Origin of the sequence: Serratia sp. S4, from assembly GCF_000347995.1 — a bacterium.
Lineage (GTDB): Bacteria > Pseudomonadota > Gammaproteobacteria > Enterobacterales > Enterobacteriaceae > Serratia > Serratia quinivorans.
The window spans coordinates 596,591-620,260 of record NZ_KB661120.1; the positions used below are offsets into that span (position 1 = coordinate 596,591).

The 23,670-nt window shown below is 58.2% G+C and carries 23 protein-coding genes; 17 read left to right on the plus strand and 6 right to left on the minus strand.

Annotated elements, in window-relative coordinates:
- Positions 1–83 precede the first annotated feature (83 nt).
- Complete coding sequence (locus tag SERS4_RS0103380) at positions 84–986, minus strand: LysR family transcriptional regulator (RefSeq protein WP_017891493.1); 903 nt, start codon at positions 984–986, stop codon at positions 84–86.
- A 169-nt stretch (positions 987–1,155) separates the two neighbouring features.
- On the opposite strand from SERS4_RS0103380, the gene SERS4_RS0103385 reads away from it, so the two are divergent.
- The 6 genes from SERS4_RS0103385 to SERS4_RS0103410 all read left to right on the plus strand — a co-directional run bounded on the left by SERS4_RS0103385 (position 1,156) and on the right by SERS4_RS0103410 (position 6,914).
- Positions 1,156–1,854, plus strand: a complete 699-nt coding sequence (locus SERS4_RS0103385) for a CoA transferase subunit A (RefSeq protein ID WP_012005045.1) — start codon at positions 1,156–1,158, stop codon at positions 1,852–1,854.
- 10 nt (positions 1,855–1,864) lie between these two features.
- Complete coding sequence (locus SERS4_RS0103390; RefSeq protein ID WP_012005046.1) at positions 1,865–2,518, plus strand: CoA transferase subunit B; 654 nt, start codon at positions 1,865–1,867, stop codon at positions 2,516–2,518.
- A gap of 23 nt (positions 2,519–2,541) precedes the next feature.
- Complete coding sequence (locus SERS4_RS0103395) at positions 2,542–3,723, plus strand: acetyl-CoA C-acetyltransferase (RefSeq protein WP_017891494.1); 1,182 nt, start codon at positions 2,542–2,544, stop codon at positions 3,721–3,723.
- 17 nt (positions 3,724–3,740) lie between these two features.
- Positions 3,741–4,664, plus strand: a complete 924-nt coding sequence (locus SERS4_RS0103400) for a 3-hydroxyacyl-CoA dehydrogenase family protein (protein ID WP_017891495.1) — start codon at positions 3,741–3,743, stop codon at positions 4,662–4,664.
- Positions 4,665–4,736: 72 nt separating this feature from the next.
- Positions 4,737–6,131 (plus strand): GntP family permease, encoded by a 1,395-nt coding sequence (locus SERS4_RS0103405; protein ID WP_197724607.1) that lies wholly within the window; start codon positions 4,737–4,739, stop codon positions 6,129–6,131.
- A gap of 12 nt (positions 6,132–6,143) precedes the next feature.
- Positions 6,144–6,914 carry a 3-hydroxybutyrate dehydrogenase gene (locus SERS4_RS0103410; protein ID WP_017891496.1) on the plus strand — a complete coding sequence of 257 codons (771 nt, stop codon included), beginning with the start codon at positions 6,144–6,146 and terminating at the stop codon, positions 6,912–6,914.
- A 20-nt stretch (positions 6,915–6,934) separates the two neighbouring features.
- Here SERS4_RS0103410 and SERS4_RS0103415 read toward each other — a convergent pair whose 3' ends face one another.
- Positions 6,935–7,753 carry a helix-turn-helix domain-containing protein gene (locus SERS4_RS0103415; RefSeq protein WP_172641806.1) on the minus strand — a complete coding sequence of 273 codons (819 nt, stop codon included), beginning with the start codon at positions 7,751–7,753 and terminating at the stop codon, positions 6,935–6,937.
- 122 nt (positions 7,754–7,875) lie between these two features.
- On the opposite strand from SERS4_RS0103415, the gene SERS4_RS0103420 reads away from it, so the two are divergent.
- The 9 genes from SERS4_RS0103420 (at position 7,876) to SERS4_RS0103465 (ending at position 16,347) form a co-directional block, all read left to right on the plus strand.
- On the plus strand, positions 7,876–8,754 hold the full coding sequence (locus SERS4_RS0103420; RefSeq protein WP_017891498.1) for a helix-turn-helix domain-containing protein: 879 nt from the start codon (positions 7,876–7,878) through the stop codon (positions 8,752–8,754).
- A 166-nt stretch (positions 8,755–8,920) separates the two neighbouring features.
- Positions 8,921–9,841 (plus strand): L,D-transpeptidase family protein, encoded by a 921-nt coding sequence (locus SERS4_RS0103425; protein ID WP_012005053.1) that lies wholly within the window; start codon positions 8,921–8,923, stop codon positions 9,839–9,841.
- Between the two features lie 249 nt (positions 9,842–10,090).
- Positions 10,091–10,444 (plus strand): type II toxin-antitoxin system RelE/ParE family toxin, encoded by a 354-nt coding sequence (locus SERS4_RS0103435; protein WP_017891501.1) that lies wholly within the window; start codon positions 10,091–10,093, stop codon positions 10,442–10,444.
- Positions 10,434–10,760, plus strand: a complete 327-nt coding sequence (locus SERS4_RS0103440) for a DNA-binding transcriptional regulator (RefSeq protein ID WP_017891502.1) — start codon at positions 10,434–10,436, stop codon at positions 10,758–10,760. Before SERS4_RS0103435 ends, SERS4_RS0103440 begins: the two co-directional genes overlap by 11 nt.
- Before the next feature lie 235 nt (positions 10,761–10,995).
- A complete protein-coding gene (locus SERS4_RS0103445; protein WP_012005055.1) occupies positions 10,996–11,403 on the plus strand; it encodes a biopolymer transporter ExbD in 408 nt (135 codons plus the stop codon).
- A gap of 1 nt (position 11,404) precedes the next feature.
- Positions 11,405–12,151: an energy transducer TonB gene (locus SERS4_RS0103450; RefSeq protein ID WP_017891503.1), complete on the plus strand. Its 747-nt coding sequence runs from the start codon at positions 11,405–11,407 to the stop codon at positions 12,149–12,151.
- 39 nt (positions 12,152–12,190) lie between these two features.
- The gene (locus SERS4_RS0103455; protein WP_017891504.1) at positions 12,191–14,434 is read left to right on the plus strand and encodes a TonB-dependent receptor; all 2,244 of its coding nucleotides are present in this window, start codon (positions 12,191–12,193) and stop codon (positions 14,432–14,434) included.
- Between the two features lie 19 nt (positions 14,435–14,453).
- On the plus strand, positions 14,454–15,104 hold the full coding sequence (locus SERS4_RS0103460) for a MotA/TolQ/ExbB proton channel family protein (RefSeq protein WP_017891505.1): 651 nt from the start codon (positions 14,454–14,456) through the stop codon (positions 15,102–15,104).
- Positions 15,097–16,347, plus strand: a complete 1,251-nt coding sequence (locus SERS4_RS0103465; RefSeq protein WP_017891506.1) for a phospholipase D-like domain-containing protein — start codon at positions 15,097–15,099, stop codon at positions 16,345–16,347. The genes SERS4_RS0103460 and SERS4_RS0103465 overlap by 8 nt, the downstream gene beginning before the upstream one ends.
- Before the next feature lie 34 nt (positions 16,348–16,381).
- Here SERS4_RS0103465 and SERS4_RS0103470 read toward each other — a convergent pair whose 3' ends face one another.
- The 3 genes from SERS4_RS0103470 to SERS4_RS0103485 all read right to left on the minus strand — a co-directional run bounded on the left by SERS4_RS0103470 (position 16,382) and on the right by SERS4_RS0103485 (position 20,472).
- On the minus strand, positions 16,382–17,491 hold the full coding sequence (locus tag SERS4_RS0103470) for a P1 family peptidase (RefSeq protein ID WP_017891507.1): 1,110 nt from the start codon (positions 17,489–17,491) through the stop codon (positions 16,382–16,384).
- Positions 17,492–17,607: 116 nt separating this feature from the next.
- Entirely contained in the window at positions 17,608–19,116 is a 1,509-nt protein-coding gene (locus tag SERS4_RS0103480) for a CoA-acylating methylmalonate-semialdehyde dehydrogenase (protein WP_017891509.1), read from the minus strand.
- A 15-nt stretch (positions 19,117–19,131) separates the two neighbouring features.
- Positions 19,132–20,472 carry an aspartate aminotransferase family protein gene (locus tag SERS4_RS0103485; protein ID WP_017891510.1) on the minus strand — a complete coding sequence of 447 codons (1,341 nt, stop codon included), beginning with the start codon at positions 20,470–20,472 and terminating at the stop codon, positions 19,132–19,134.
- Positions 20,473–20,602: 130 nt separating this feature from the next.
- Between SERS4_RS0103485 and SERS4_RS0103490 the strand changes: the two genes are divergently transcribed.
- On the plus strand, positions 20,603–21,532 hold the full coding sequence (locus SERS4_RS0103490) for a LysR family transcriptional regulator (protein WP_017891511.1): 930 nt from the start codon (positions 20,603–20,605) through the stop codon (positions 21,530–21,532).
- Between the two features lie 107 nt (positions 21,533–21,639).
- Positions 21,640–22,215, plus strand: a complete 576-nt coding sequence (locus SERS4_RS0103495; RefSeq protein ID WP_253275382.1) for a GNAT family N-acetyltransferase — start codon at positions 21,640–21,642, stop codon at positions 22,213–22,215.
- 284 nt (positions 22,216–22,499) lie between these two features.
- On the opposite strand, the gene SERS4_RS0103505 is transcribed toward SERS4_RS0103495, so the two are convergent.
- A complete protein-coding gene (locus SERS4_RS0103505; protein ID WP_017891514.1) occupies positions 22,500–23,627 on the minus strand; it encodes an iron-containing alcohol dehydrogenase in 1,128 nt (375 codons plus the stop codon).
- Positions 23,628–23,670 lie beyond the last annotated feature (43 nt).

Here is a 23,670-nt window from a genome sequence, read left to right on the forward strand (position 1 = left end):
TTTTCTGTAGAATGAGAACAGGTTCGGGTTCAGGCTACGGGGGCAGAATTCTCTGAAAAAACTGAATTATCCCGTCAAACTCCTCATTCCATCCCACTCATCGCCATTTCCCGTTCAATCACCCCGGCCAGCGCCTGAGCCGCCGAAGACAGACGGTGCTGGGCGAGGCGGATCAGTCCGACCCGGCGTTCAATCACCGGGCCGAATAACGGCACGCAGGTTGCACCTAACTCGCCCATCTGTTGTTCACACAGCGCCGGTACCGCGCTGGCGCCCAGTCCGTTAGCCACCATGCGGCCGACCGTCACCAACTGGTGGCTTTCAAACGCCACCTCCAGCGTTCTGCCGCTTTTGGCCAGCGTTTGTTCCAGCAACAGACGCACCGCAGAAGGGCGCTGCAGGGTAATAAAGTCCAGCGTCAGCAACTCTTTCCAGCTCACCTGCGCCCGGCTCGCCAGCGGTGAATGCTTTGGCACCACCGCGACAAAGCGATCGTTGCACAACGGGGTGAAGTGCAGGGTATCGCTGGGCTCCGGCTCGAAGGCAATGCCCATTTCCACCCGGCCTTCGCGGATCATCTCGAACACCTGCTCGTTAATCACGTCGTGCACCGCCACGTTGATCCCGGCGTAGTGATCGCGAAACACTTTCAGGATCGGCGGCAGCGGGTTGGCGGCGAACGAAGGCATGGCAGCGATCGCCACTTTGCCCAGTTGCAGGGTAAAGCGCTGACGCATCGCCTCTTCCGCATTGTCCCAGTCCGCCAACAGTTGGCGCGCCATCGGGAAGAAGCTTTCCCCTTCCGGCGTCAGCGCCACACGCCGGGTGGTACGCAGCAGCAACTGTCCCCCCAGCACCTCTTCCAGTCCGCGAATGGCGAGACTCAGCGCCGGCTGCGAAATATTCAGCCGTTCGCTCGCCTGGGCGAAGTTAAGAGTGTGAGCTACCGCTAAAAACGCGCGTAACTGTTTGATGCTCATTTTCATTTTTGAATTATTTAACTCTTTTGAAAACAGTAATTAACAATTTATTAATAAAAATTTTAAATCAATGGGGCACAAAAACAAAATTAACAAATCATTTTTGTGACCTGATGATGCCTTTGCACAGGCAGGGGCATGCCGCCCACGGCCACAGAATACTCAGAGGCAGCCAATGGCAGGGCTCGATAAACGCGTCGCAAGCTACCAGGAAGCGCTGGCAGGCCTGACGGACAATATGACGGTGTTGGCGGGCGGTTTCGGCCTGTGCGGCATCCCGGAAAACCTGATTAATGAGATCCGTCGCCTGGGAGTGACCGGCCTGACGGTGGTATCAAACAACTGCGGCGTCGACGGCTTTGGCCTCGGCCTGCTGCTGGAAAACCGGCAGATCCGCAAGGTGGTGGCCTCCTACGTTGGTGAGAACGCGCTGTTCGAGCAGCAGGCGATCAGCGGTGAGCTGGAAGTGGAACTGACGCCGCAGGGCTCTCTGGCAGAAAAAATCCGTGCCGGGGGCGCCGGTATTCCGGCGTTCTTCACCGCTACTGGCTACGGCACCCCGGTGGCCGAAGGCAAGGAGGTCCGCGAATTCAACGGCCGCCCCTACATCATGGAGCAGGCGATCACCGGTGACTTCGCCATCATCAAGGGCTGGAAAGCCGATCACTTCGGCAATGTTATCTATCGCCACACCGCACAGAACTTTAACCCGCTGATGGCCACCGCCGGGCGAATCACCGTGGTGGAGGTGGAAGAGATCGTCGCACCGGGCGAACTGGATCCGGCCGCGATCCACACCCCCGGCATCTACGTTGACCGCCTGATCCAGGGCAGTTTCGAAAAGCGCATTGAACAGCGCACTCTGCGTACCTGAGGAGAACCCCATGCTTACCCGTGAACAAATGGCGCAGCGCGTGGCACAAGAACTGCGTGACGGCGACTACGTCAATCTGGGGATCGGCATTCCGACGCTGGTGGCCAACTATGTGCCGCCGGGCATGGACGTGATGCTGCAATCCGAAAACGGCCTGCTGGGAATGGGCGGCTTCCCGACCGAAGCTGAGCTGGATGCCGACATGATCAACGCCGGTAAGCAGACGGTCACCGCCCGTATCGGCGCCTCGATTTTCGACTCGGCGCAGTCGTTCGCCATGATCCGTGGCGGCCATGTCGATCTCACCGTATTGGGCGCTTTTGAAGTGGACGTCGAAGGCAACATCGCCTCGTGGATGATCCCCGGCAAGTTGGTTAAGGGCATGGGCGGCGCGATGGATCTGGTGGCCGGTGCGGAGAACATCATTGTGGTGATGACCCACGCGTCAAAGAGTGGCGAGTCCAAGCTGTTACCGCGCTGCACGTTGCCGTTGACCGGTGCCGGTTGCATTCGCAAGGTTCTGACCGATCTGGCCTATCTGGAAATTGAAAACGGTGCCTTTGTGCTGCGCGAACGTGCGCCCGGCGTCAGCGTGGAGGAGATTGTCGCCAAAACCGCCGGTCGGCTGATAGTGCCGACTCAGGTGCCGGAGATGCGCTTCTGATGATGTTATCCAGGGAGAAAACCATGCAACAGGTAGTGATTGTAGCGGCGACTCGCACGCCGATTGGCAGTTTTCAGGGCGCGTTGGCCTCATTGTCGGCGGTGGATCTGGGCACGGTGGTGGTGAAAGCCCTGCTGGCCCGCAGCGGGGTTGCAGCGGAGCAGGTGGATGAGGTGATCCTCGGGCAGGTGCTGACGGCCGGTTGTGGGCAGAACCCGGCACGCCAGACCGCATTGAACGCCGGGCTGCCCCATAGCGTGCCGGCGCTAACCATCAACAAAGTCTGTGGCTCCGGTCTGAAGGCGATTCATCTGGCGGTGCAGGCGATCCGCTGTGGTGACGCCGAGGTGATTATCGCCGGGGGGCAGGAAAGCATGAGTCAGTCGCCGTATCTGATGAACGGCGCGCGTGCCGGGCTGCGGCTGGGTCACGCTCAGTTGACCGACAGCGTGATCCAGGACGGCCTGTGGGATGCCTTCAACGATTATCACATGGGTATCACCGCCGAAAATTTGGCGGAGAAATACGCCATTAGTCGCAGCGAGCAGGATGAGTTTGCGCTGCGTTCGCAACAGAAAACCCAGGCCGCCCAACAGGCCGGACGTTTTGTGGCGGAAATCACTCCGGTCGAGGTCGCCAAACCCAAAGGGGAAGTGCAGCGGGTGGCCAGTGACGAGCAACCCCGCGGCGACGCCACGCTGGAAAGTCTGGCCCGGCTGCGTCCGGCGTTCCGCAAAGACGGCACGGTGACCGCCGGTAACGCTTCCTCAATTAACGACGGTGCGGCGGCGGTGCTGTTGATGAGCGCGGCGAAGGCGGCAGAGCTGAAGATGCCGGTGCTGGCGCGCATTGCCGGCTATTCGGCATCGGGTGTTGATCCGGCGATCATGGGGATTGGCCCGGTACCGGCGGCACGTCGCTGTCTGGCCAACGCCGGTTGGTCGCTGAGCGAAGTCGATTTGATCGAGGCCAATGAAGCCTTTGCCGCACAGGCGCTGGCCGTCGGCCGCGAACTGGAGTGGGACAGCGCCAGGGTCAATGTTAACGGCGGGGCGATAGCGCTCGGGCATCCGATCGGGGCTTCCGGTTGCCGTATTTTGGTCACGCTGCTGTATGAGATGCAGCGCCGTGAGGTCAACAAGGGGCTGGCGATGCTGTGCATCGGCGGCGGACTGGGCGTGGCGCTGGCGGTTGAGCGCGGCTGATAACCCAGGAGGAAACTATGCGTTCATCTGAGACTGTGGTGCTGGGCGCCGGGCTGATGGGGGTTGGCATCGCCACCCACTTTGCCCGCCACGGCCACGACGTCCTGCTGTATGACCCGGACTCGCAGCGGCTGGCGGAGGTTGCGGCGGTCGCGGGCAGTATTCTGGCGGAGCTGATCGAGGTTGGGCAGTTTGCGGCGGCAGAGCAGGCGACGGTGCTGGCACGTCTGAGCGTGACCGACGATCTGAACGATGTGGCCCGCGCCCGGCTGTTGATCGAGGCGATCCCCGAGCGCCTGGCGCTCAAGCACGCCTTGTACGAACAGCTGGAAGGGCTGATTGCCGACGATGCGGTGATCGCCAGCAACACCAGCGGTCTGCCGCCGGATGAGTTGGCGGTCAGAATGATCCATCCGCAGCGCCTGTTGATCGCCCATTTTTGGAATCCGCCGCACCTGATCCCGCTGGTGGAGATCGTACCCGGCAGTGCCACCGATCCCCGTTATCTGACCGCGGTGCAGGAATTACTCAGTAGCATGGCGCTGGAGGCGGTGCTGCTGGACCGTGCCGCACCGGGGTTCGTTGGCAACCGGCTGCAGTTTGCGCTGCTGCGCGAGGCGCTGCACATCGTGCAAAGCGGCATTGCCAGTCCGCAGGTGGTGGATCAGGTGATGCGCGCCTCGCTTGGGCGGCGTTACGCGATGGTCGGGCCGTTGGAGGCCGCCGATATGACCGGTCTGGAGACGGTGGCGGATATCGCCCGCCACTTGCTGCCGGAGCTGGCGACCGATGACAGCATGATGGCGCTGGTGGAAAGCCGGCTCCGCCAGGGCAACACTGGCCAACGCAGCGGCCAGGGATTTTATCACTGGGATGAAGCACGCAGGGAACGCATTCAACAGCGGCGGGCGCACCAACTGCGTTTTGCTCTGAAACCTTAACCGCACCCAACAACAATAATGAGTTGCTCAATATGGCTGGCGTGGTTCAGACATCAAGGGCAATAGGGAGTGATGATGAGCGTTCTGATTGCCCTGGCAGCACTGGGAGTCCTGATGCTGGCCGCCTATCGCGGCTACAGCGTTATTTTGTTTGCCCCGATCGCCGCGCTGGGCGCGGTGTTATTGACCGATCCCGGCGCGGTCGCCCCAACCTTCACCGGGCTGTTTATGGAAAAGATGGTCGGCTTCGTCAAACTCTACTTCCCGGTGTTTCTGCTGGGGGCGGTGTTTGGCAAACTGATTGAACTGTCCGGTTTTTCCCGCTCGATTGTGGCAGCGGCGATTAACATCCTCGGCCGTCGCCACGCTATCCCGGTGATTGTGCTGGTCTGTGCACTGCTGACCTACGGCGGCGTCTCGCTGTTTGTGGTGGCGTTCGCGGTCTATCCCTTCGCCGCCGAGCTGTTTCGCCAGAGCGGTATCCCCAAACGACTGATCCCGGCGACGGTGGCGCTCGGCGCGTTTTCCTTCACCATGGATGCGTTGCCCGGCACGCCACAGATCCAGAACATCATTCCGACCAGTTTTTTCGGCACCAATGCCTGGGCCGCGCCCTGGCTGGGGTTGATTGGCTCGCTGTTTATCATCGCGGTTGGCCTGTTTTATCTTGAACGCCAGCGCCGCAAGGCACAGGCACGGGGTGAAGGCTACGGCACCGAACTGCTCAACGAGCCTGAAACCCCGGACAACATCAATTTACCCAATCCGCTGATCGCCATTATGCCGTTGATCCTGGTGGGTTTACTGAACCTGGGCTTTACCCACTGGATCCCGCAGTGGTATGGCGTCAGCCACGAGTTGACCCTGCCGGGGTTGGCCAAGCCGATCACCACCGAGATCGGCAAGATCACCGCCATTTGGGCGGTGGAGGCGGCGTTGGTGTCGGGTATTCTGCTGGTGCTGATTTTTGGTTTCCGCAACGTTCGCGGACGGCTGGCGGAGGGCAGTAAAACGGCGGTCGGCGGGGCGATTTTGGCCGCGATGAACACCGCTTCGGAATACGGCTTTGGCGCAGTGATCGCGGCACTGCCGGGGTTTCTGGTGCTGTCGAAGGCGCTGGCAACCATTCCCAACCCGCTGGTGAACGAGGCGGTCAGCGTCACGCTGCTGGCGGGCATCACCGGTTCGGCCTCCGGCGGCATGAGTATCGCGCTGGCGGCCATGTCCGAATCATTTATCGCCGCCGCCCACGCCGCGAATATCCCACTGGAAGTGCTGCACCGGGTGGCCTCCATGGCCAGCGGTGGCATGGACACCTTGCCGCATAACGGTGCGGTGATCACCCTGCTGGCGATCACCGGTCTTAGCCATCGGCAGGCCTATGGCGGCATCTTCGCCATCACCCTGATTAAGAGCGCCGCAGTGCTGTTTGTGATTGGCGTGTTCTACCTGACCGGCATTGTTTAAAGGAGCAACAACATGAATTTACAAGGCAAAAGGGCACTGGTGACCGGTTCGACCAGCGGTATCGGCCTCGGGCTGGCCGCCAGCCTGGCGGCCGCGGGCGCCCAGGTGATCCTCAACGGTTTTGGCGAGGTGGGGCAGGCGAAGGCACATATCGCAGGTTTGGGCGCCGCGCCCGGCTACCACGACGCAGATCTCAGCGATCCGCAACAGATCGCCGATCTGATGCGTTATGTCGAGCTGGAGTTTGGTGGCACCGACATTCTGGTTAATAACGCCGGTATTCAGCATGTTTCACCCCTGGAGTCATTCCCGGCCGATAAATGGAACGCGATTATTGCGATTAATCTGTCGTCGGTGTTCCACACCAGCCGCCTGGCACTGCCGGGTATGCGAGAGCGCGGTTGGGGACGGATTATCAACGTTGCCTCGGTGCATGGGTTGGTGGCATCCAAAGACAAGGCGGCCTATGTGGCGGCCAAACACGGCGTGGTGGGGCTGACCAAAACCATCGCGCTGGAAACCGCGCGTAGCGCCATTACCTGCAATGCCATCTGTCCCGGTTGGGTGCTGACGCCGTTGGTGCAGCAGCAAATTGACCAACGGATTGCCGCCGGCACCGATCCACAGCAGGCGCGCAATGACCTGCTGGCGGAGAAACAGCCCTCGCTGGAGTTTGTGACGCCGGAGCAGTTGGGGGAACTGGCGCTGTTTCTGTGCAGCGACGCCGCAGTGCAGGTGCGCGGTGCCGCCTGGAATATGGATGGCGGCTGGTTGGCACAGTAACTTTGTGGCCGGTTTCGGTACTACATGACGATCCCGGCCCCTTGCGCCCGGTCCGCCGCGTTTTTCTCTGCCAGATAGCGCGCCGGCGGTTTACCCACCGCTTTTCTGAACATGGTGACAAAACCGCTGGCGCTTTCGTAGCCCAGATCCAGCGCCACCCGTTGCACGCTGTCACCCTGGGTCAGCCGTTGCAGCGCCAGCACCACGTGCAATTGTCGCCGCCAGTGGCCAAAGCTCATGCCCATTTGTTGTTGCAGAGTGCGGTTGAGCGAGCGTTCGCTCATGCCGATATGCTGCGCCCATTGGCCAAGTGTCGCCTTGTCCGCCGGGTTGGCCAGCAGCCGCTCTGTTAACTGGCGAATGCGCGCGTCATTGGAGACCGGCAGGTGCAGATTCTCAACCGGCGCCTTGACCAACTGATCCAACAATACGCCGGCCAATCGTCCTTCCGGGCCTTGTTGGTCGTACAGCTGTTCGAAAGCGCTGGCCTGGAACAGCAGTTCACGCAGCAGCGGGGACACCGCCAGCGTACAGCAGTGGGTCGGCAACCCGGCGATAGCATCCTGATCGACAAACAGGCAGTAGCACTCGCTGGCACTGGCCCCCTGGGCGTTATGCAGCACATTGCTGGGCATCCATAACGCACACTGTGGCGGCACCAGCCACAGACCGTTTTCCACCTCGCAGCGGATCATGCCGCGCACCGTATAAATCAGCTGTGCTTTGCGGTGCCGGTGATGGGTGATCTCCCAATCTTTATCAATGGTGGAACCCTGCACGGCAAAAATGGCACGCGGTACCTGATCGATATCGAAACGCGGCTCGGTGATAAAGGTCATGAGAATAATTCTCAGTTTGGCGTAATTGAAAAACATTATGTCCTGATTGTGCAATGTGGTCTAGCACCGCGACCGATACAGTGAGCGCTGGTTTTAGCACTCTCAGGAGATAAGGTGGCGCTATGTATCAACAACAGGTCATTACGGCACTGCTGGCCTGGATCGAGCAGAACCTCGACCAGCCGCTGACGCTCGACGATATTGCGGCCAAATCAGGCTATTCCAAATGGCACCTGCAGCGGTTATTCAAAGAGTTAACCGGCGAAATCCTGGGAACTTACGCCCGGCGCAGGCGGCTGACGGCCGCCGCACGCGAACTGCGGCTCACCAACCACGGCGTGGCCTTTATCGCCGACAAGTATCAGTTTGATTCCCAGCAGACTTTCACCCGCTGTTTCAAAAAGCAGTTCGGTATGCCGCCGGCCGGTTATCGCCGCAGTACCGACTGGTCAGGGCTGGGGATGCAGCCTCCGCTGCGGCTGATGGATGCGCCATTACCACAGGCGGAGATCATTACGCTGCCGGCAATGCAATTGATTGGCCACACCCAGCACCGCAGTTGTACGTTGGGGCAATTGCTGCATTCGAAAAACGAGCTGCGTCAGCATGCCTGGCGGCAGATGATGCCGAAGGAAGCCGAAACCTTGGCGGTGGTCTATGGCCTTACCAGTCTGGAGGCCGACAGCAGGCTACGCGGTAGGCAACGAATGGCTTATACCCTGGCGTTGGCGGACGAGCGGGCAGAAGGCGAACGGGTACTGATCGAGCAGGGCGACTACGCCAGCTTTACCTATCAGGGGCAGGTTGAAGAGTTACAAAACTTTATCGCCCGCCTGTATGACACCGCGATACCCATGATGAAAGCAATACGGCGGCCGGGTAAGGATATCGAGCGTTTTTATCCCGCGTTGGGGGGCGTTTGCAGCGCTGGAGGTACGGCGATCCGCTGCGAATATCTGATCCCTATCCGCCTGATGTCACCGCCAATCGCCGCGTTTTAGCGGCGGTTTTCACAGTTACTCCTCTTCGTGCCGCACCAGGTTACAAAAAAGTTCGATATTGCGCCGGTAATGTTTCACACTTAGGTCGATGTGCACATATAATGCGCATCCGGTCTTTCATGGCCGAAATAACCTATAACTGCCAGTGGCCATAACCTACACGAAGATGAAAATGAGCATTCGCGCGTTACTAACCCTGTTTACGGCACTGGTGGTATTCAGCCAAGCTGCCTTCGCCGTTGTCTATCCTTTACCTGCCAAAGACAGCCGTCTGGTGGGTGAGAACATCCAAATCACCGTACCGGAAGACAGCAAGCTGCCGCTGGAGAGCTTTGCCGCTCAATACCAGATGGGCCTGAGCAATATGCTGGAAGCCAACCCGGGTGTGGATCCGTTCCTGCCGAAGGCCGGCAGCACCCTGACCATCCCTCAGCAGTTGATCCTGCCTGACGCTCCGCGTGAAGGCATCATCATCAACAGCGCCGAGATGCGTCTGTACTACTACCCGAAAGGCACCAACACGGTAATCGTGCTGCCAATCGGTATCGGCCAGTTGGGTAAAGATACCCCTCTGAACTGGACCACTACGGTACAGCGCAAGAAAGACGGCCCAACCTGGACGCCAACCGCCAAGATGCGCGCAGAATACGCCGCTGACGGCGAGATCCTGCCAGCGGTATTCCCGGCCGGTCCTGACAACCCGATGGGGCTGTATGCGTTGTACGTTGGTCGTCTGTATGCGATCCACGGTACCAACGCCAACTTCGGTATCGGTCTGCGCGTGAGCCACGGCTGCGTGCGTCTGCGTGCTGACGACATCAAGTTCCTGTTCGATAACGTGCCGGTCGGGACTCGTGTGCAATTTATCAACGAGCCGATCAAAGTCAGCGTAGAGCCGGACGGTTCCCGTTACCTGGAAGTGCACAACCCGCTTTCCGCTAACGAAGAGCAGCTGAAGTCGAAAGACCCGGTGCCGTTGACCATCTCTGCGCCAGTAGGCAAAGTGATGATGGACCCAGCCGTTAACCAGAGCGAAGTGGACGCGGCAATGAAAGCCCGTTCCGGTATGCCGGTTAAAGTGAACTGATTAAATCAGTACTGCAAACAAGGCGCCTGCGGGCGTCTTTTTTTATGCCTGAAGAACACCGTTTTGCGCACATCGCCACAGTTATTTCTTTCTCATTACTTAAGCGACTCTAAAGACTCAGCGCTTTTAGCAAAAAACAATTTTTTCTGTTGCGCTAAACGGACATCGCGAAGATGTTGGTAGGCCAAACTGTCATTGGAAAGTGCATCACTAAGTGCTACATTTATTGCCGATAGGATATCAGCCGCCATGCGTACCTTTAAAACCAAGTGGTTTACGAAAAAAGCTTATGCTCATGGCATAACCGATGTGGTTTTGTGCGAAGCAATTCAGGATGTACAGAGAGGTTTAGCCATTGATTTAGGTGGCGGCGTATTCAAAAAACGTTTGAATTGTAATCGAGAACGGGCGCTGGTATTGGCAAAAAGCGGTAGTAGCTGGGTGTACACTTTCCTGTTTGCCAAGCAGAGTCAGCCCAGTATCAATAGGGCTGAGTTGCAGGCATTTCGAAAGTTGGCGACACAATATGGCTGTTTGAGCGCTGAGGCAATAGCTGCACTGATTGAGCAAAAAGAATGGGTGGAGATTTGTCATGAAGAATAATAAGACTGAGTTTCGTAGCCCCGCGTTTGAAGCCATTCACAGTGCTGCTCAGGGTCTGCAGCGCGTTGGGGCCATTTCACAAGAGACAATGCGTAGTTTTGATGAGTCCTGTCTGGTTCCGTTAGAGGCATTACAACCGCATCAGATTAAGGCGCTGCGTGAACAATTGCATCTGAGTCAGCCGGTTTTTGCCCGCTATTTGAATACCAGTCTGTCAACCATTCAAAAATGGGAGTCCGGAGCAAAGCTGCCGGGTGGCCCGTCATTAAAACTGCTTTCTCTGGTGCAAAAGCACGGTCTGAAGATCTTGCTATAAAGTGTCAGGATAATCACAAACTCCCTTCCTATGCATTAATCGCTATAAGTTCTCCTTCGTCATTATTCCATTAAAAATCATATCCAATTAACCAGTTATATAACCCCTCTGACCCGTTACTCGCTGGGAATATTCTCTCAAAATGTGTTCACTGTGAGAATAAGATCACACAAGCGTAACAAAAGGTAAACATAGGCTCTCTATATTGGCTGCTTTGCTTTTGGGAGGGAGTGCCATGCGTAACTGGAACGAGCCGAAGAAGAACAAAGCGCACATCGAACTGATCCCGATGATCGACGTGATGATGTTTTTGCTGGTGTTTTTTGTGTTGATTAGCCTGAATGTGATCCCGGCCCTCGGGCTGAAAACTCAGTTGCCGTCCGCCGGCAGTGCGCAGCAGTTGAAACCGCAGAAGAAGGCGATCATTACGCTGGGTGCCGAAGATCAACTGCAGCTCGACGGCCAGCCGTTGGCGCTGAGTGCGCTGGTCAGCACGCTAAAGCAACAGCAACAGGAAAACCAGACCACCACCATTATCGTCAACAGCGACAAGGGCGTCGCGGTAGAGCGGCTGGTGGCGGTGATGGATAACCTGCGTCAGGGCGGTTTTTACTCTGTCTCTATCGCCACACGGAAGCTGTGACATGTATCTGCTCTATCGTTCACGTCACCTTTTCAGTTGGTTACCGGCGCTGATCGTCGTCGGCTGCGTACTGTTTGCCAGCCAGCAGGCGGCGCTGAAAATTCAGCCGCGCTATGACGAAACCGCCATGGAATTGGCGTTGGTCGAGCCTGAACCTGCACCAGAACCTCAAGCGGAAACACCACCGGAGCCGCAACCCGAACCCCCGCCGCCAGAGCCGGAAGCGATCCCCGAACCGGTTGTGCCGGCACCGGAGCCGATTATCGAAGCCAAACCGGTGCCCAAACCACAGCCGAAACCCAAGCCCAAGCCAGTAAAAGAAAAAGCCAGGCCGGTGGAGAAGGCTAAACCTGTTGCGGCCCCTGCAGCGCCGAAGGCGCTGGTCAGCAAACCGGTGGCACAACCCGCTCCGGTCGCCCCGGCGGCGCCGAAAGTGAATGTGCAGGCAATCGAAAACGGTTATCTGCAGGCGCTGCGTCGTGAGCTGGAGCAGCGCAAGCGCTATCCAAGCGGGCGGCAGGCGTCACTTGAGCGGCCGCAGGGCAACGTCGAGGTCTGGCTGGAGGTCGATCGCAGCGGTCGGGTGCTCTCGTCCGGCATCGCCAATAAAGCGGCCAGCATGCTGCTCAACCGTGCGGCGCTAAGCAGTCTGCAAAGCATCAGCCAGGTGAAGCCGTTCCCAAGCGAGGCTTTCAACGGGCAAACAACAAAACGATTTTCAGCCACGTTCAATTATCAGGCGCCTTGACGCCTGGCATAACAGTTTGATTTTTATGGGAAGTGAACAATGAAATCTTTCAATCGATCTGGGCTTTATCTGGCGGTGATGTCGGCGATATTGCCGGGGGCGGCGCTGGCGGCGGACTCGACCGACGTCGGTACCATCAGCGTAAAAGGGCAGTCGCTGGGCGGCGGCATGATGGTGCAGGACGATAGCGCCAAGGGGCGATCGACCGTCACCAAAGAGGCAATGGATAAAATGCCGGCGGCGGCCAACGCCATCGACAAACTGAAATATACCCCGGGCCTGAACGTCAACAGCAACGACGCCAGCGGCCTGAGCGGCGTCGATTACACCATGCGCGGTATGAACTCCGATCAAATCGGCCTGTCGATGGACGGCATTCCGATTAACGATTCCGGCAACTACGCGGTTTACCCAAACCTGCTGGGCGACTCGGAAAACCTGGAGGAGGTGTTCGTCACCCAGGGTTCGTCTGAGGTGGATGGCCCGCATATCGGTTCCAGCGGTGGCAACATTGGTATGGTAACGCGCCGTCCGGCAAAAGATTTCGGTGGCTTCGTCAAACAGACGCTGGGCAGCAACAACCTGAGCAAAACCTTCGCCCGTCTGGAGACCGGTGAGTACAACGGCTTCAGCAACTGGATCTCCTACTCGCACACCGAGGCGAAAAAGTGGCGCGGGGAAGGGCGCGAGTACTCCAACAAGTTCGAAATGAACTCGTTGTATGAGGACGGCAACGGCAACAGCAGCAACCTGATCATGAAGTACAACCAGCAGAATAACGTCAACTACAACACCCTGAGCAAGGCGCAGTTTGAAAATGACGGCCGTTATACCGACTACGCCACCACGCCGGAGTACAACAGCAAGGGCCAGTTGAACAAGTACTACAAACTCAACCGCAACCCGTTTGACACCTTCACGTTGTCGTTCACCCAGAAGCTGCAACTGCGCGACAACCTGGCGTTGACTCTGCAACCCTATTACTACTGGGGTAATGGCGGCAGCTTCACCGGCCAGACCGCTTCGGTGTTGTCCAATACTTCGGATAAGGCCGGTCAGTACGATCTGAGCAATTTGCAGTCCAACACCTATTACCGCCCTTCCTGGACGCAAACCTGGCGGCCGGGCATTACTACCAAGCTGAAGTGGGACATCAACGATCAGCACAGCCTGGATATCGGCTACTGGTATGAACGTGCGCGCCAGTCGCAGACCCAGCCGTTTATCGGCATCAAGGACGACGGTAACCCGGAGCAACTCTCTGGCAAACCGGGCGGCAGCGATCAGGTGAAGGACGCCAATGGCAAAACCGTGCAGGGGCGCAACCAATACACCATCACCCCGGCGCAAAAAGTCTGGCTGCAGGACACCTGGTTCGCCACGCCGGACTGGACCTTTGTCGGCGGGCTGGCTTATCAGTACGTTGAGCGAAAAGGGGATAACAAGGGCAGCCTGTACAACGTGCCGGAAAAGCGTGATGCCAAATATCATGAGTTCCTGCCTAACTTCAGCGCCAGCTACAAGCTGAATCAGGAAAATCAGGTGTTCTACAACCTGACGCGCAACATGCGTACTCCGCCGAACTACGTGCTGTACAACGTGGGCGACTCGCTTAGTACCAAGCCGGAACTGAGCTGGAACCACGAGCTGGGCTGGCGTTTCCAGCAGGAAAATATGCTGATGAGTGCCACGCTGTTCTATATGCGCTACAGCGATCGTCAAATCTCCACCACCAACTCGTCCGGCGATTACGAGATGATGAACATCGGCAATGTGGAGAACAAAGGGCTGGAGCTGGAATGGAGCGGCCAGCTGCCGCATAACTTCAACTACTACACCTCGTACACCTACACCCAGTCCAGGCAGAAGAGCGACATTGTCAGCAACGGCGGCCAGCCGCTGCCGACCAGTGGCAAAGAGGTGCCGAACGTGCCGAAAAACCTGCTTAACATGACGTTGGGCTATGACGATGGCCTGTATTACAGCAGCGTCAGCGGCAAATACGTCAGTTCGTTCTACGGCGACCTGACTAACGACGAGAAGATCGGCGGCCGCACGGTGTTCGATCTGGCGGCGGGGGTGCATCTGCCGGTAGACAAGAAGATCGTCAAGAGCGCGGCGTTGCGTTTTGGTATCAGCAACCTGTTCGACAAGGAGTACCTGACATCGGTGCGCACCACCACCTTCAACGCAGCGCCGTATGGCGGCGTGAAGGCCAGTACGCCGTACTACAACGTCGGGGAAGAACGTACCTTCAGCGTATCGCTGGAAGCCACCTTTTAACCAATCCGAGATCTGAATGATGAATGCCAATTTAATGCACGACATTATTTTCTACGTGATGTACGCCGCACTGGCGATTGCGCTGGTGATCATTATCGAACGCGCGCTGTATTTCGCCTACACCCAGCGCCAGGCACGCCGACTGGAGCAGGCATTAACGCTGGACGTTCGCCGCACCGCCGATCTGCCGGATGAGCTGACCCAGCGCAACAGCCTGCCGTTGGCGGTAATTTCACCGGTGCTGGAGCAAAAGCACCGTGCCGGCGACCGTGAAGCGATCGGGGATTTGATCGACGCCCAGTACCTGCTGAGCAAGCCGCTGATGGCGCGTGGCCTGTGGCTGCTGGAAACCATCGTGACCGCCGCACCGCTGTTGGGGCTGCTGGGGACGGTGATGGGGATTATCGAAACCTTTAAGGCGCTGGCGGCCTCTGGGGTCTCCGAGCCGAGCCTGGTTTCTGCCGGGATGGGTACTGCGTTGTACGCCACCGGGCTGGGGATCGCCATCGCGTTGTTGTGCCTGGTGGGCAACAACTATCTGCAAAGCCGCATGGAACGCATTAACGAGCTGCTCAAAGTGCTGCTGATCCGCGCCGGTGCGCCAGCCAGCCGTCCGGAAAACGGCAACCGCGAGCAATGGGTTGACAGTGAGGCACCGCGCTATGCCTAATGGCCGTCAACCACGGCGGCCGCTGGGCCGCCTTTACACTGCGTTATGGGGTAGCTGCCTGTTGATGTTGAGCCAGAGTGCGACGGCGCGTTTTGATATTCCCGGCTACGAGCTGGTGTATACCGCGCCGGTGGAAACCGCGTTGCAGGCGGATGACCTGCGTAACACCGCGCAAGTGTGGCAGCAGATGTTCGATGCGGCGAAAACCCGCATCGATCTGGGCCAGTTCTACGTGGCGAACCAACAGGGTTCGCTGCTGGATGGCGTGCTGCAACACCTGAAGGCTGCGGGCGAACGCGGAGTGAAGATCCGTTTTCTGATGGAAGAGAAGGGCATCCGCATCTCTACCCCTGAGACGCTGGAGCAGCTTAAGGCGATCCCTAACCTGGAGCTGCGCATTATTCCTTATCAGCGGCTGAGCGGCGGTATTTTGCATGCCAAATACCTGCTGGTGGACGGTGAGCAGGCGTTTGTCGGCAGCCAGAACTTCGACTGGCGTGCGCTGGCGCATATCCATGAAACCGGGCTGCGCATCAGCGATGCCGGGGTGGTCGGGCAGATCCAGGCGATCTTCGAGCAGGATTGGCAAGCTCAGGCTTTGCTGGCGGCGGGTAAGCCGGTGCCGCAACGGCCTTACCAGCCAAAGGCCGCAACGCCGCAGGGTAACTATTTGGTCGCCAGTCCGCGTGCCTATAATCCGGCCGGGGTGATTGACTCGCAGGTGGAGTTGCCGCGCCTGCTGGCTACGGCCAAACAGCGAGTACGGGTGCAGGTGATGGACTATGCACCGTTGTCTTTTGGCCCAGACCACACCCGGCCTTATTACGCGACGATCGACAATGCCCTGCGCAGCGCTGCCGCCCGCGGCGTGCAGGTTGATCTGATGGTCGCCAACTGGAACACCAAAAAACCGGATATCGCCTGGCTGAAAAGCCTGGCGGTAGTGCCGAACGTGCAGGTGAGAATTGTCACTATTCCCCCGGCCAGCAGCGGCTTTATCCCGTTCGCCCGGGTGATCCACAGCAAAATCATGACCATTGACGGCGAAACGGCGTGGATCGGCACCAGCAACTGGACCGGCGGTTATCTGGATAACTCGCGCAATCTGGAGTTGGTGCTGCACAATCCGGCGATGAGCCAGCGGCTGGATATGCTCTACAGCCAGCTATGGGACAGCGTTTACGCCGAACCGATCAAGCTCGATTATGACTACCCGGCCCCCAAACCGGGTGGTGAGTCCTGACTGATACAGGGCGCGGCATGCCGCGCCTCTACTCTTATGCTCGCCAGCCGGCTTGTTCCAGCGCGGTCAGCAACTGCCCGGCACTTAGTCCTTCCGCCCGGTGGCCGTTACCGGAAATAGTATTGGCCGCCAGCAGGGCATTGATAATTGCCTCCTCCACCGCTTCGGCCGCCGCCGCAAACAGTTCGGAGATGTAATCGTTATTCACCATACGTAGTGGCGTGGTGAAGGCCCCTTTGTCGGCGTAGTCGGCTGGCGGCAGCCCGTCGTTGCCGGTGGCGAAGGCGATAAAAATATCACCGCTCGAATCTTCAGTACCGCCGCCGGTGCGCGCAATGCCGATGCTGGCGCGTTGGGCCAAACGCGTACATTGGTGTGGCAACAGCGGGGCGTCGGTGGCCAGCGTGACGACAATTGACCCCATGCCCGGATGTGGCAGTTGTGGGGTGAATGGCGAGTGAATATGCCCCAGATGGCGACCGACCGGATAGCCGCCAACCAGCAGCGACGTACGTTTGCCGTGGTTGGCCTGCACGATGGCCCCGACCGTCCAACCGCCACGGTCTGCAGGCAGACGACGGGATGCGGTGCCGATACCCCCCTTAAACTCATGGCAGATCATACCGCTGCCGCCGCCGACCGCACCTTCCTGTGGCAAACCGTTATGTGCTGCCTGCAGCGCCTGCCGTACATGCTCGGGCTTGACGTGAAAGCCGTTGATGTCGTTGAGCAGGCCGTCGAAGGTTTCCATCACCACCGGCATATTCCAGTACACCGCCTTATCGTCGGCGGGGAGCGTTTCGCGCTCCAGCGCGATCAGGCTGTCGCGCACCACGCCGACGCTGTGGGTGTTGGTAAAGGCAATGGGGCTGGTGAGCAGGCCGGCTTCACGGATCCACTCCAACCCGGTGGCGTCGCCGTTGCCGTTGAGTACGTGCACCCCGGCAAAGCAGGGGGATTGCCGGGCCTGACCGGCCCGTGGCTCGATCACCGTGACGCCGGTGTGTACGCTGCGGCCGTCGGCCAGATCGGCGTGGATGCTGGCGTGGCCGACGCGGACGCCGGGCACGTCGGTGATGGCGTTCAGCGGGCCGGCAACGCCGTGGCCGATTTTAATGCCCAAATCCTGAGCGCGCTGCGACATGGTTATTCTCCTTCAATTGAGGGTTCAACCAGCGGGACGGCCTGCCGGTTGCGCATGTAGCTCAGCACCACGTCGAGGACGCTGAGATTGCCTTTGAATTTATGTTCTGTCATGGCTTAACCCTGCCCGGATGGGAAACTGAAGCTGGCATATTGGGCATCGCTGGATGATGGCCAGCGCTGGGTGATGGTTTTGCGTTTGGTGTAAAAGCGCACCGCATCCGGGCCGTAGGCGTGCAGGTCACCGAACAGCGAGCGTTTCCAGCCGCCAAAGGAGTGGTAGGCCACCGGCACCGGCAGGGCGACGTTGATCCCCACCATGCCGACCTGTATATGGCTGGAGAAGTAGCGTGCCGCCTCGCCGTCGCGGGTGAACAGGCAGGTGCCGTTGCCGTATTCATGGGCATCAATCAGCGCCATCGCTTCTTTCAGCGAGCCGACTCGTACCAGACCCAGCACCGGGCCGAAGATCTCTTCCTGATAAATCCGCATGCCGGGCCGCACATGGTCAAACAGCGTCGGGCCGAGGAAATACCCCTGACTGAGTTGTCCACTGTCGTCCCGTACCTGCAGCTCGCGGCCGTCGACCACCAGGCTGGCTCCTTCTTCGACGCCCTGATCGATGTAGCTTTTCACCTTCTGATAATGCTGGTGGGTGACCAGCGGCCCCATATCGTTACGGTTGTCGCTACCGGCACCAATCCGCATGTTGGTCATTTGCTGCCGTAGCCCGGCGATCAGCGCGTCGGCGGTGTCATCCCCTACCGCCACCACCAGTGGGATCGCCATACAACGCTGCCCGCAGGAACCGAAAGCCGCCCCCATCAGCGCGCTGACGCTGCCGGCGATGTCGGCGTCCGGCAGCACTACCGCGTGATTTTTCGCCCCACCCAAGGCCTGTACTCGTTTGTTTTGGCCGCAACCGGTGTGATAAATATGCTCCGCTACCGGCGTTGATCCGACAAAACTCACCGCTTTAACGCGTGGGTCGTGCAACAGGGTTTCTACCGCCTCGCGGTCGCCATTGACCAGATTCAGCACTCCGGGCGGCAGCCCGGCCTCTGACGCCAGTTGGGCGATATACAGCGTGGAGGAGGGCACACGTTCTGAGGGTTTCAGCACAAAAGTGTTGCCGCAAACCACTGCCATCGGCCACATCCACAGCGGCACCATTGCCGGGAAGTTAAACGGCGTGATGCCTGCCACCACCCCCAGCGGCTGGAATTCGCTCCAGCTGTCGATACCCGGCCCGGCATCCTTGCTGTGTTCGCCTTTGAGCAACTCCGGTGCATAGCTGGCGTACTCAATATTTTCGATGCCGCGCTGCAGTTCGCCCATGGCGTCGCTGAGCACCTTGCCGTGCTCGGCGGTAATCAACTGACAGATGCGGTCGGCGTGCTGCTCCAGCAATGTTTTCAGGCGGATCATAATTCTGGCCCGCTTCAGCGGCGGGGTATCGCGCCAGGCCGGGTAGGCCTGCTCGGCCGCATCGATGGCGCTTGCTACCGTGGCCCGGTCGGCCAGCAACACTTCCTGTTGGGACTGTCCGGTCGCCGGATCGAATACCGGCTGGCTGCGGCTGCCGCCGAGGGCGGACTGACCGTTGATCCAATGTGCAATAGGCATGGCATTCGCTCCTGATTATTCTGTTGCGTTGATGGCGTCGCCCAGGGCGTTGATCAACGAATCGATCTGCGCCTCGCTACTGATAAACGGCGGTGCCAGCTGCAGGGTGTCGCCGCCGTAGCGAACATAAAAGCCTTTTTCCCAGCAGCGCATCGCCACTTCATACGGCCTGCGTGCCGCTTCCCCCGGTCGCGCCGCCAGCGTGATGCCGGCTGCCAGACCAAAGTTGCGAATGTCGGTGACGTGACGGCAACCCTGTAAACCGTGTACCGCCTGCTCGAAATAGGGCGCAAGTGCCTGCACCCGTTCAATCATCTGCTCGCGTTCAATGATATCCAGCGTCGCCAGCCCTACCGCACAGCTGACCGGGTGGGCGGAATAGGTGTAGCCGTGCGGGAACTCAAGCAAATACTCGGGTTCATCGGTGGTCATAAAGGCCTGATAAATCTCTGGCCGAACCACCACCGCGCCCATCGGCTGGGCGCCGTTGGTCACCTGTTTGGCGATATTCATGATGTCCGGCGTGACGCCAAAGGCTTCGGCCCCGGTCAGGGCACCGCAGCGACCGAAGGCGGTGATCACTTCGTCAAAAATCAGCAGGATATTGTGTTGAGTGCAGATCTCGCGGATGCGTTGCAGATAACCGACCGGTGGCACAATCACCCCGGCGGAACCGGAGAACGGCTCAATAATCACCGCGGCGATGGTTGAGGCGTCACGTAGCGTAATGATGCGGTTCAGCTCTTCCGCCAGTTCTGCGCCCTGTTCGGGCATACCGCGTGAAAAGGCGTTACCTGCCAGCAGGGTATGCGGCAGATGATCTGCTTCGGCGCTGGTGCCAAAGGCTTTCCGGTTGCCGGCGATGCCGCCCACCGCAATACCACCGAAGTTAACGCCGTGGTAACCCTTTTCGCGGCCGATAAAACAGGTTTTGCCTGCCTGACCCTTGGCGCGCCAGTAGGCACGGGCCATTTTTAACGAGGTGTCCGCCGCTTCAGAGCCGGAGCCGGTGAAAAACACATAGTCCAGCCCGGCAGGCGTCATGGCCTTAATCTTGTTGGCCAGTTCGAAAGATAATGCATGGCCAAACTGAAACGCCGGAGAATAATCCAGCCGAGAGAGTTGTCGGTAGGCCGCCTCGGCAATTTCCTGGCGGCCATGGCCCAACCCGCAGCACCATAACCCGGATAAACCGTCAAAAATTTTGCGGCCGTCCTGGCTGGTATAATAAACGCCTTCAGCATGGCTTATCATTCGCGGGTTGGCTTTAAAATTACGGTTACCGGTAAACGGCATCCAATGGGCTTCTAACCATTCAGGTTCGGGCTTATTTTCAGGGTGATTTAAATCAGCCATTTTTCCCTCCGGGCGGGAGAATAGGTAGGGTTAATAATCTGACGTGTTAATGAATTGTTGCTTCAAATTGACTATGTTCCGCTTCTTCACTAATGTGAATAATCAAATATCGAAACTTACTTAAGGTTTTATGCAAGTAAAAAAGCGTGCGATTTTAGGGCAGTTGTCGGATATGGATCTGCGCTTGCTGCGGGTGTTTAAGGTGGTGGTCGACTGTGGTGGCATGAGCGCCGCCGAACTGGAGCTGAATATCAGCCTGTCGACCATCAGCAAACACATTAAGGATCTGGAGCAACGGCTGGGGCTGACGCTGTGCCACCGCGGGCGCGAGGGGTTTGCGGTCACTGACGAAGGGCTGCTGATTTACCAGGAAACCATTAACCTGCTGGCGGCCACCGAGGCTTTTCGCCGTGGGGTGGATGACGTACACCAGCGCTTGGGTGGGCAACTGCACGTGGCGATATTTGACCATACCGTCAGCAACCCGCAGGCGCATATTGGCCGGGCGATTGCCTTATTTAGCGAGCAGGCGCCGGAAGTGTCTTTGCAAATGTATGTGGAGCCAATAAATACCATTGAGCGTGGCGTTATTGACGGACAATTTCAGATTGGCATTATTCCCATGCACCGCAGTGCGGAAAGTTTATCTTATAGTTCATTATTTAGTGAGAGGATGTTCTTATATTGCGGCGCGCAGCATGAATTATTTTCCGCCGATCATGAAATGCTGAATTGGGATCTGTTGCACAATTATGCCTTTGCCGGATTAGGTTATCACTCGCCGAATATGGAGCTGAGCCTGCAGCAGCATTTGCAGCGCAAGGCGACGGGCTTTGCCCAGGAATCTATCGCCACCTTAATCCTCTCCGGCAAGTACGTGGGTTTCCTGCCCGACCACTATGCGGCGTTTTTTGTCGCGCAGAATATGATGCGGGCGATCAAACCGGCGCTGTTTCGTTACCATTGCGAGTATTCCAGCGTGCTGCGGCGTTCACCCAGCCCACAGCGGGTGGTCAAGCTGTTCCACGAATGCCTGCTGGCGACCCATGGAACAGCGTGATCAATCATGCGGTAGGGTTTATGCCCTGCCAAAAGCCCACGAAAACCATGGTATAACCTCCTCGCAGGCGATTGAAATACAACCGGTTAACTGAGTGACACAGGGACATGAAAATGAACACGGGAAAAGTAAAACTCTTCTCTACCGCCAGAACCGAGGTCTATTGTTTGACGGAGCATTTCGTCCCGGCGATGCAGACCTTCTTGCTGAGCAATAAACAGAAATTTGCGCCTTTTGAGCCACTACGTACTGAGGACTATTATTCCCACGCCAGTATCAGCCAGCGCATTGCCGCATCCTGGCCCGATTATCAGGATAAGAAATGCCTGCTGTTGGTTTTCTCATTAAAGGGTTCGGATGAAATTGCAGGAAGCGTCAATTTTACCAACTTTGTCTACGGGGTTTTTCAGGCAGGCTATCTGGGATTCTCTCTGGATCAACAACATGAAGGACGAGGATTGATGTCTGAAGTGTTGGCAGCGGCCCTCGATTATGTCCATCAGCAGTATGGCTTACACCGTATTATGGCCAATCATCTGGCGGATAATCAGCGCAGCAAAAATACGCTGGCGAAACTGGGTTTTGTACAAGAAGGCTTTGCGCGGTCTTATCTGAAAATTAACGGAAAATGGCAGGACCATGTACTGAATTCGTATGTTTTTCCGGTGTGCGAGCAGGAATAATAATGGTGAGCAGCACCCGTCCTGGGTTTATTTGAAGCACGGACTTTTCAGGGGGGCGTTGCCTGCTCGAACTGGAAATATACCGCCGTTACCTGTGCGTAAAGAGGGTATTGCCGAGCAGGCATTCGGTGCAACTTGCCTTTGAAAGGCCGTTTACTGCTCTTTCTTCTTGCCAAAAATCTTGATCAGCACGCCGACCAGGATGCCGATGGCGATGCCGGTGAAAATCCAACTGACGATACCCATTTCCCATCTCCCGCTATTACTTTGATCGAATTATATAATTATTCGACGCGGAAAGCGCCTTCGATCATCTGCTGCCGCTGCGGCGCGCTGTAGTCGATCAGCGAGTTTTTGCTGTTGGATTTTGCCAGCGTTACCGCCAGTTCGTCGGCGGTGATCGGCAGGTCGTCCTGCCAGAAACTGGCGATGGCGTTGCGGGTAATAAAGTCGATCAGATAACGCTCAGGGCTGTCCTGTTGGTCGGGGAACAGGCGGGCGGCAAGTTCGGCCATCAGCGCTCGTTGCTGCGGTTGGTCGCTTTGCGCCAGCAGTTCGAGGAACGGCAACAGCAGGCGGCCGCAGACCTGGCCGTGGTGATAATCACGCAAGGCGCCTATCTCGCCGGCAATGCCGTGGATCACCCCCAGCCCGGCGGCGCTCAGCGTCAGCCCACCAAGGTAGGAAGCCTGCAAAATGTTCTCGCGCGCCTGGGCACTGCGGTTGAGCGTCGGCCAGGCGAGCAGGAAATGGCGAATGCCGGTCAGTGACATTTCACGCGTCATGGCGTTGGCGGTTTTGGACAAATAGGCTTCGAACAAATGGGTGAAGGCGTCGATGGCGCAGTAGGCCAGCACCTTGTCCGGCGCACCCTCCAGCAGTTGCGGGTCCAGAATGGCGGTATGTGGCACAAAGTTGTTATGCCGCAGCGAGGCTTTCACCTTGCTCAATTGAGTGTCGGTGATCACCGCATTTTGCGTGACTTCGCTGCCGGTACCGGCGGTAGTTGGAATGGCGATCAGCGGCAGCGTGGCTCCGCTGATTTTGGTATCGCCGATCTTTTCCATATAGCGCAGAGTCGGCAGCGGGTGCTCCACCAGGGCAGCGAACGCCTTGGCGGCATCCAGCACGCTGCCACCGCCGATGGCGACGACACGCTGGGCTTTTCCGCGCCAGCGTGCCACCCAGGCGTCAATCTCCTGCGGTGAGGCCTCGTGGCTGACGATCTCAGTGCCGATCAGCAGCGGCGTCAGCGCATCGGCCAGAGAAGAGTACACCGCGCCATTGAGGAATGAACGACAGCTAAACAGCAGCGTCGGCTGTGGTTCAGCGGTCAGTAGCGGGATCAGTTGGCTGATACTGCCGTGGCCGAACCAGGTATGGCGGTTGGCTATCGTCAGGCTGGTAGTCATGGTCTCTCCTTGGCGCGCGAAAACCCCAGCATAATCCAGCCTC